Source organism: Maridesulfovibrio ferrireducens, from assembly GCF_016342405.1.
Taxonomy (GTDB): Bacteria; Desulfobacterota; Desulfovibrionia; order Desulfovibrionales; family Desulfovibrionaceae; genus Maridesulfovibrio; species Maridesulfovibrio ferrireducens_A.
In genome coordinates, this window is the sequence record NZ_JAEINN010000043.1 from 1 (window position 1) to 7,076 (window position 7,076).

Here is a 7,076-nt window from a genome sequence, read left to right on the forward strand (position 1 = left end):
GGAGAAGCTGTAAAGTTAACGCAGCTTATCCTTTATGCAAAGTTCATTAGAGTTGCACTTGCGAGTTGAATTCAGGTATCTTTTAAATAAGTCTTTTATTTAAGATGTTTATTATCATTTCTGAAATTAAACTGAGGCAACAGGTTGCCATTGTCGAGAAGCGGCATTATCAGTATTGAGCGTCGGTTACATATATGTTCCCGAATTTGTTGAATCAGTCATAATAATGCTCGAAGGATATACATATGAATTTTGAAAACGGCTATGCAATCGGAATTGATACAGGCGGAACATACACTGATACTGTTGTGGTCAAGTGTGCGGATTTAAGTGTTGTTGCTACTGCTAAATCACCAACCACTCATCATGATTTAAGCCTCGGTCTGGCTGCATCTCTGGATGAAGCATTAAAGAATAGCAAGGTCGATCCTTCGGAAGTGAACCTTGTTTCAGTCTCAACAACTCTTGCTACAAACGCCGTTGTGGAAAATAAGGGTGCCAGAGTCGGACTGTTTATGATTGGCTCTTCGAAGGCGATAAAGCTTCCGGTTGTTACAGCTCGCTATGTTAAAGGCGGGCACAAAGTCACGGGAGCTGAGGTCGATCCGATTGATATCGAATCTCTTGTTGACGGTGTAATGAATATGAAAGGGCATGTGGACAGTTACGCTGTATGCTCTGCCATGAGTATTAAAAATCCCGCTCATGAAAATATTGCAGAAAAAGCTATTTCGCTCACTGACCCCAAGCCTGTTTTTTGTTCGCACAGAATAAGCACCAAGGCTGGGCAGATGGAACGTGCGGCAACAGCTGTGCTGAATGCGCGTCTCATGCCTGTTATGGATGAATTTCTTAAGGGTGTAAGTTCAGTACTTGATGAACGCAATCTCGGCGGTTCAGTTGTTGTTATTCGCGGAAACGCAACTTCTATGAATATGGAAAATGCCATCGAACGCGCTGCGGATACTTTTGCAAGTGGTCCGGCATCTACAGCTTATTACGGATGTATATATTCCCCTGCAAAGGACGCCTTGATTGTTGATGTGGGCGGAACCACTACCGATGTTACTTTAATTAGAAACTCAAAGCCGACCATTCAGGAAAGCGGTAGTATCATCGGCGATTGGGAAACTCATGTTGAAGCCGTGGAAATGTTTACTGTGGGTGTCGGTGGAGACAGTTTCTCGCGTATAACCCGTTCCGGTAAGCTTGAAATCGGGCCCGGCAGAGTTGTTCCTTTATGTATGGCGGGCAATATTCCGCTTCCTGAAAACTGGATAGGCACAGAAAATGATTCCCGTTTGATTAAGATTGGACCGGCTGCTTCTGAAACTTCTGATGATGCAATTCTCACATATCTTTTAGAAAATGGACCGTCTACTTTCGGGCAACTTATGCAGGGACTTGATCTAGGTGAAATTTCACTTGGAACTAAGGTTGAAAAGCTTGTGCGGAGCCAGTTGCTTGATGAAGTAGGTTTTACTCCTACTGATGCTTTGCATGTTCTCGGTAAAGTTGAAATCGGTAACCGTGAAATGTCTATTTCTGCTGCTAAGGTTCTGGGCGCTGTATTTGAAATCAGTAGTGATGAATTTGCAGAAAAAGTTTTAGACGACACTCGCATTAAGATTGAAAATGCAATGCTTGAACATATTGTGCGTAAAGAAATCGGTGGTAATATGGCCGGAATTGTTGCCGGACGTTCTGCCAGCAATCTGGTCAGCTTTGATGTGTCGCTTAATCTTCCGATTATCGGAATTGGTGCGGCGGCTGATTGTCTTTTGTCTGAAGTTGCTGAAAAATTACATACGGAAGCTGTTTTTCCTGAGCATCACGAGGTCGGAAACGCTCTCGGTGCGGTAAGAATGGCTCTTGATAATATGAACAAGGAGAATGAGTAATGTATAATCGTCAACCTTCCTCTTGGGAATACTGCCTTGAAGCGGCAAGTGAAAATATTGAAACCGAAGTTGTCCACGGTTGGATTTTCAAAGATGGCAAGTGGTTTACCCATGCATGGTGCGAATTCGCTGATAAAGTTATCGATTTGACTGAATCGACTCATTCTATGTCTAAGCCTGATTATTACGAGAGGCATATGGTGAGTGCTCAGCGTTGCAGGAGATATTCCCGCATAGAGTTTTTCACACTGGTCGGAGATGAAAAACATTTCGGACCTTATGATACAGAATTATTTTTTGCTGAAACCTCTGATGAAGATCCGCTTGATGTGATTGAGGCAAATAAAGCTGAATAAGGTCGAATCGGACCAACTCGCTCCAAGTAAGGATGGGCAGGTGTGAGCATTGCTATTCCCGGTGTTTTTATAACTGGAACAGGAACAGATGTCGGTAAAACCGTAGTTACTGCCGGACTTGCAAGGTTGTTGCAAAATGCGGGATATAAAGTTTTACCCGTGAAACCTGTGCAGTCCGGTGGAATTAAGACTTCAAATGAAAAGCTGGATTCTCCCGACGGTGACGTTTATAAAAGCGCCGGAGCCGTATGGGAGATTGATAAGCAGTGCCCGTACATATTTGAACCTGCCTGTTCTCCGCATCTTGCGGCGCGTTTGTCCGGTGTTGAGCTTGAAGTCGGGATTATTGCTGAAAAAGTAAAGTCACTTGAAGGTCAAGGAACATTGCTTGTTGAAGGTGCCGGCGGAGTGCTGGTTCCTTTGAATGGGGAATGTACCATGCTGGACCTTATGAAAGAACTTTCATATCCTGTCTTGCTTGTTGCCGGAAATAAGCTGGGCACGATTAACGATACTTTACTTTCCCTCACTGTATTAAAGCAGACCGGAATCAATGTTGCCGGTGTGATAATGACTTCCAGCGCCGGACCTGAGCCTTCAGAATTTGGTATGGCGGTCGATAATATCCGTTTTATTGAAGATTTTTCAGGAGTTAAGGTGCTTGCCTCGATTCCATATATTTCAAATTGGAATCCTGATGAACTTCGTTGCTGGGCGGAAGTTGATCGTGCGTTGGCAAAAATTGACCTGAATTCACTCGCGAATAATTAATATCTCATATCTCAATAACCGAAATAGCCTGATTAAAGAGTGCTGATGAGTAATATCGAATCTATGCTTGCCTTTGATCGTGAACATCTTTGGCATCCCTACACTTCCGCTGTTAATCCCTTGACCGTTTATCCTGTCGCTAAAACCGACGGTGTTAAAATAATTCTTGAAGACGGCAGAGAGCTGATTGATGGCATGGCGTCATGGTGGTGCGCTATTCACGGATATAATAATCCCGCACTCAATAAGGCGCTTTGCGATCAGGTGCAGAAAATGCCTCATGTCATGTTCGGTGGGCTTACCCATGAACCGGCTGTGTCACTTGCCCGCAAGCTGATTGATCTTTCTCCGCCCCCGCTCCAACATGTTTTTTTCGCTGATTCAGGTTCGGTGTCTGTCGAAGTGGCTCTTAAAATGGCTATTCAGTATTATCAGGCTGTCGGAAAACCTGAAAAGAATAGAATTATGACTATCCGTAACGGATATCACGGGGACACATTAGGAGCCATGTCCGTATGTGATCCTGTAAATGGAATGCATTCACTCTTTGAGGCAGTTCTTCCTAAACATATTTTTGCCGAAGCCCCATGTTGCGGTTATGACGACGGCTGTACGGATGCTGATTTTGCGGATTTTAAAAGCAAAATCGAAAATCACGCGCATGAACTTGCTGCTGTTATTCTTGAACCTGTTGTGCAGGGTGCAGGGGGAATGCGTTTTTATTCTCCGGATTATCTTAAACGAGTCCGTCAGGCGTGTGATGAGCATGATGTCCTGCTGATTTGTGATGAGATTGCAACGGGATTTTGTCGTGCAGGCGCAATGTTTGCCAGTGAACTTGCCGGAATTTGTCCTGATATAATGTGCGTGGGTAAGGCCATTACCGGCGGTTATATGACTCTTGCGGCAACTCTTGCCACTGCTAAGGTTGCAGAAGGAATTTCTTCAGACGGCGGTGTATTTATGCACGGGCCGACTTTTATGGCTAACCCGCTTGCTTGCACGGTTGCTAACGCTTCGCTTGATTTGCTTGTCGAAAGCAACTGGCAGGAACGTATCCCTCAGATTACCAAAATGCTTAGAGCCGGATTCACGCCTTGTGAAAACCTTTCAACGGTTGCTGAGGTGCGCTGTCTTGGAGCCATCGGCGTTGTTGAGATGAAAAATACTGTGGATATGGATTCCATACAGCTTGAATTTGTGAAGCGTGGAGTGTGGGTTAGACCTTTCGGAAAGTTAATTTACGTTATGCCGCCTTATGTCATTTCCAACCTTGAGCTTGAAGCTCTCACTTCCGCTATTTGCGAAGTGGTAAGTTTGCAGAGGTAATATCGATGGACAGACAGGAAAAACAAATTTTGTGGAACTGTGTTCGTGCCGGTAAAGCAGTTGATAAGCATATCGCGATTGCAATACTCAGAGCTTCGCATGGTGAACTTGCGGAGATTCTTCACGCTGCTCACCATGTTACTTCTTTGCGTTTCGGGCGGGAAGTCAGTTTATGTTCCATAGCGAATGTGCGTAGCGGAAACTGTTCAGAAGACTGTTCTTTCTGTGCTCAATCCAGCCACTTTAAGGGTGTACCAGCTCCGAAATATCCGTTGATGTCTGTAGATGAAATTAGAGAGTGCGCGGAGAAAGGCGGGCAGGCTCCTGTTGAATATTTTAGTTATGTAACTAGCGGCAGAGCTCTTGAAGGGAAGTCTTTGAGCCGAGTTTGCGAAGCTGTTGCGGGAATGGTCCCGTCAAAGAATTTCTCCAAGCATTGCGCGTCGCTTGGTTGTCTCAGCTTTGAATCTTTAAAAAAACTTAAAGATTCAGGGGTAACTCGCTACCATCATAATCTTGAGACTTCAGAAAGTTTTTTCCCTTCAGTATGCACCACTCATTCTTACGCTGAAAGAATCAGAACGGTGCGTGATGCAAAAAAAGCAGGACTTGAAGTGTGTTGCGGTGGACTTTTAGGACTTGGTGAGAGCTTTGAGCAGAGAGTCGAGCTTGCTTTGGCTATTGCTGCTGAAAAAGTTGATTCGATTCCGCTTAATTTCTTAGTCCCTATTCCCGGAACTCCCATGGAAGACCGCCCACAGCTTGAGCCTCTTGAAATTTTGCTGACCATCGCTATGTTCCGTCTCGTAAATCCGCATTCAGAAGTGAGAATGGCTGCCGGTCGCGGGGCTTTGCGTTCTCTGCAATCATTTATATTCCATGCAGGGTGTAACGGTCTTATGGTCGGAGATTTTTTGACTGTTTCCGGTCAGGGAATTGAAAATGATCTTACAATGCTCAGGGATTTGGGACTTACGGTAAAAAGAAAAGATCAAATCTAAGAGTGTAAGAATGGTTCGCAGGATTGGGCTTTATGTTTTGAGATGGTAGTTGTGGCTTAAGTTGAATGTTGAAGTACAGTTGCAACGTAATCCTGAATTTTTATAAGAATTTCAGGCGAAGGTTTATCAAATGTTAACCCGAGTGCAATTTTACGAGTATCTTTTGTCGCTCTTTGAACTTTGCAAGGGATAAATTCGTTATTGTCTTCTATAAAGTATGGGCAAAAAATCTTAACATCATCACCTATTTCTGGAAAAATTGAACTCTCATCTTTCAGATAGGTAATTCCGCATCCGCTGCTGCTGAGATCTTCAACAATTGCCAGTGATTTTTGTTTGCCGATCATTACTTCTGCTTCAAGGAAGCAGTTTATTCTTTTATGTCTTCTGAGATTATATGTTTCTATACGCTTAGGATATTTTAAGAAAAGTATTTTATCTGGAGAGTTGATCAGTTTGATGATGGTGGTTTTAAATCCTGATGCGACTCCTTCAAAAATATATCGGACAGTGGCTTCATTGCCGGGGTATAGATATTCAGACCAGATAGCTTTATCATTAGGGTGAACCATAGGCTCTTTGAGAAGAACATACTTGGATGGATATCCTCCAAGAACAATGGAAGGAGCTTTGTCGTTAAGACCTCCCAGTTCAATAGCAACTCGCAATCCAGGGGTGCATGCTGCTTTGAGTTTCGCGCTTTGACTCATCATTGTTTTATCTGCTTGATTATATATTTTTTAAATTTATGTGCCCATTCTAAATTGGGCTTAAGGGCTAACGCCTTGTCAATATGCTTTAGAGCCTCATCAGTTTTTCCTGCATCAAAATAAGATCTTGCGACGTTGAAATGCAGATTTTCATCTTTTTTGTTAATTTCTAATGCCTTATTGTAGAAATTAATCGATTCATCAAAAAGAGCCTGCTTGCGTAGTGATATGGCAAAAACATTAAATTCTTGTCTTTGAGATTCTAAGAAAATTGTATCAATATTTAAGAGCTTATTAACTATTTTCGAAAGTTTTTCAAAATTTTGTTTGCTGCATAGTACCGAGCCCATTCCTAGATTGGCCTTTGGGTTATCCGGGTCCAGCAGGAGTGCCTTTGCGAAAGATTGTTCCGCTTCGTCAAGGTTTCCTTCGGCAAACAGTTCTTCTCCCTTTAAAATTTTATTTTGTAGAGATCTTAGGGCAGGGAGAGTCTTTTTATCGTAATAGTCCATTTCAGGACTGAATGCTGTAAGAAATTGTCTTTTAGTTAAAGTGGTTACAATACCCGAAGGGATGTGTTGTTGATTTAACGGTTGAACATGATACTCATCAACTTCGGTGCGGGTAACGTAGTAGTAGGTTTTGTGCTCAGCTTTTTGGAGGGTTGTACCCGCTCCAGTCTTTTCTTGAGTTTTTTTTGAGAAAACTCCAAGCACTTGATTTATTTCAGCCATAGATTCTTTCTCCAAAGAATGAACCAGTGATTTTAACTCATGAGATTAAATATAATATACGATTTAATGTCGCGCGAAAAGATTACCTCTGATTCCTCATACAAATATATTATTTTTGAATGAAAAATGTGTTTCAGCAGGGACCGTTGTCCACTATCAGGTTGTCATCTTTTTTAAACGATTATTTTATAATAGATGGTTCCTCGACGTTCCGTGTGGAATTCAGTCATTCCATAATAAGTCCCGGATCGGTGCCCCAATGAGGTAGATCATG

Annotated in this window: 7 protein-coding genes; 5 read left to right on the forward strand and 2 right to left on the reverse strand. The window is 42.8% G+C overall.

Annotated features, from left to right (window positions below):
- The first annotated feature begins 245 nt into the window (after positions 1-245).
- From JEY82_RS19355 to bioB, 5 genes are read left to right on the forward strand one after another with little or no spacing between them, the layout of a single operon-like run.
- Positions 246-1,901 (forward strand): hydantoinase/oxoprolinase family protein, encoded by a 1,656-nt coding sequence (locus JEY82_RS19355; RefSeq protein WP_304088907.1) that lies wholly within the window; start codon positions 246-248, stop codon positions 1,899-1,901.
- Positions 1,901-2,257, forward strand: coding sequence for a hypothetical protein (locus JEY82_RS19360; protein ID WP_304088910.1), 357 nt, complete (start codon positions 1,901-1,903; stop codon positions 2,255-2,257). Before JEY82_RS19355 ends, JEY82_RS19360 begins: the two co-directional genes overlap by 1 nt.
- Before the next feature lie 42 nt (positions 2,258-2,299).
- On the forward strand, positions 2,300-3,028 hold the full coding sequence (gene bioD, locus JEY82_RS19365) for a dethiobiotin synthase (RefSeq protein WP_304088913.1): 729 nt from the start codon (positions 2,300-2,302) through the stop codon (positions 3,026-3,028).
- 45 nt (positions 3,029-3,073) lie between these two features.
- Positions 3,074-4,357 carry an adenosylmethionine--8-amino-7-oxononanoate transaminase gene (gene bioA / locus JEY82_RS19370; protein WP_304088915.1) on the forward strand — a complete coding sequence of 428 codons (1,284 nt, stop codon included), beginning with the start codon at positions 3,074-3,076 and terminating at the stop codon, positions 4,355-4,357.
- A gap of 5 nt (positions 4,358-4,362) precedes the next feature.
- Positions 4,363-5,358: a biotin synthase BioB gene (bioB, locus tag JEY82_RS19375; protein WP_304088919.1), complete on the forward strand. Its 996-nt coding sequence runs from the start codon at positions 4,363-4,365 to the stop codon at positions 5,356-5,358.
- Between the two features lie 56 nt (positions 5,359-5,414).
- On the opposite strand, the gene JEY82_RS19380 is transcribed toward bioB, so the two are convergent.
- Together JEY82_RS19380 and JEY82_RS19385 are read right to left on the reverse strand one after the other, a co-directional pair.
- Positions 5,415-6,071: a flagellar brake protein gene (locus JEY82_RS19380; protein WP_304088922.1), complete on the reverse strand. Its 657-nt coding sequence runs from the start codon at positions 6,069-6,071 to the stop codon at positions 5,415-5,417.
- Positions 6,068-6,802 (reverse strand): tetratricopeptide repeat protein, encoded by a 735-nt coding sequence (locus tag JEY82_RS19385; RefSeq protein ID WP_304088926.1) that lies wholly within the window; start codon positions 6,800-6,802, stop codon positions 6,068-6,070. Before JEY82_RS19385 ends, JEY82_RS19380 begins: the two co-directional genes overlap by 4 nt.
- Between the last annotated feature and the right edge of the window lie 274 nt (positions 6,803-7,076).

Coding starts and splice junctions, on each gene's coding strand:
- bioB (WP_304088919.1), top strand. CDS start 4,363: ATGGACAGACAGGAAAAACAAATTTTGTGGAACTGTGTTCGTGCCGGT.
- JEY82_RS19385 (WP_304088926.1), bottom strand. CDS start 6,802: ATGGCTGAAATAAATCAAGTGCTTGGAGTTTTCTCAAAAAAAACTCAA.
- JEY82_RS19380 (WP_304088922.1), bottom strand. CDS start 6,071: ATGATGAGTCAAAGCGCGAAACTCAAAGCAGCATGCACCCCTGGATTG.
- bioA (WP_304088915.1), top strand. CDS start 3,074: ATGAGTAATATCGAATCTATGCTTGCCTTTGATCGTGAACATCTTTGG.
- JEY82_RS19355 (WP_304088907.1), top strand. CDS start 246: ATGAATTTTGAAAACGGCTATGCAATCGGAATTGATACAGGCGGAACA.
- JEY82_RS19360 (WP_304088910.1), top strand. CDS start 1,901: ATGTATAATCGTCAACCTTCCTCTTGGGAATACTGCCTTGAAGCGGCA.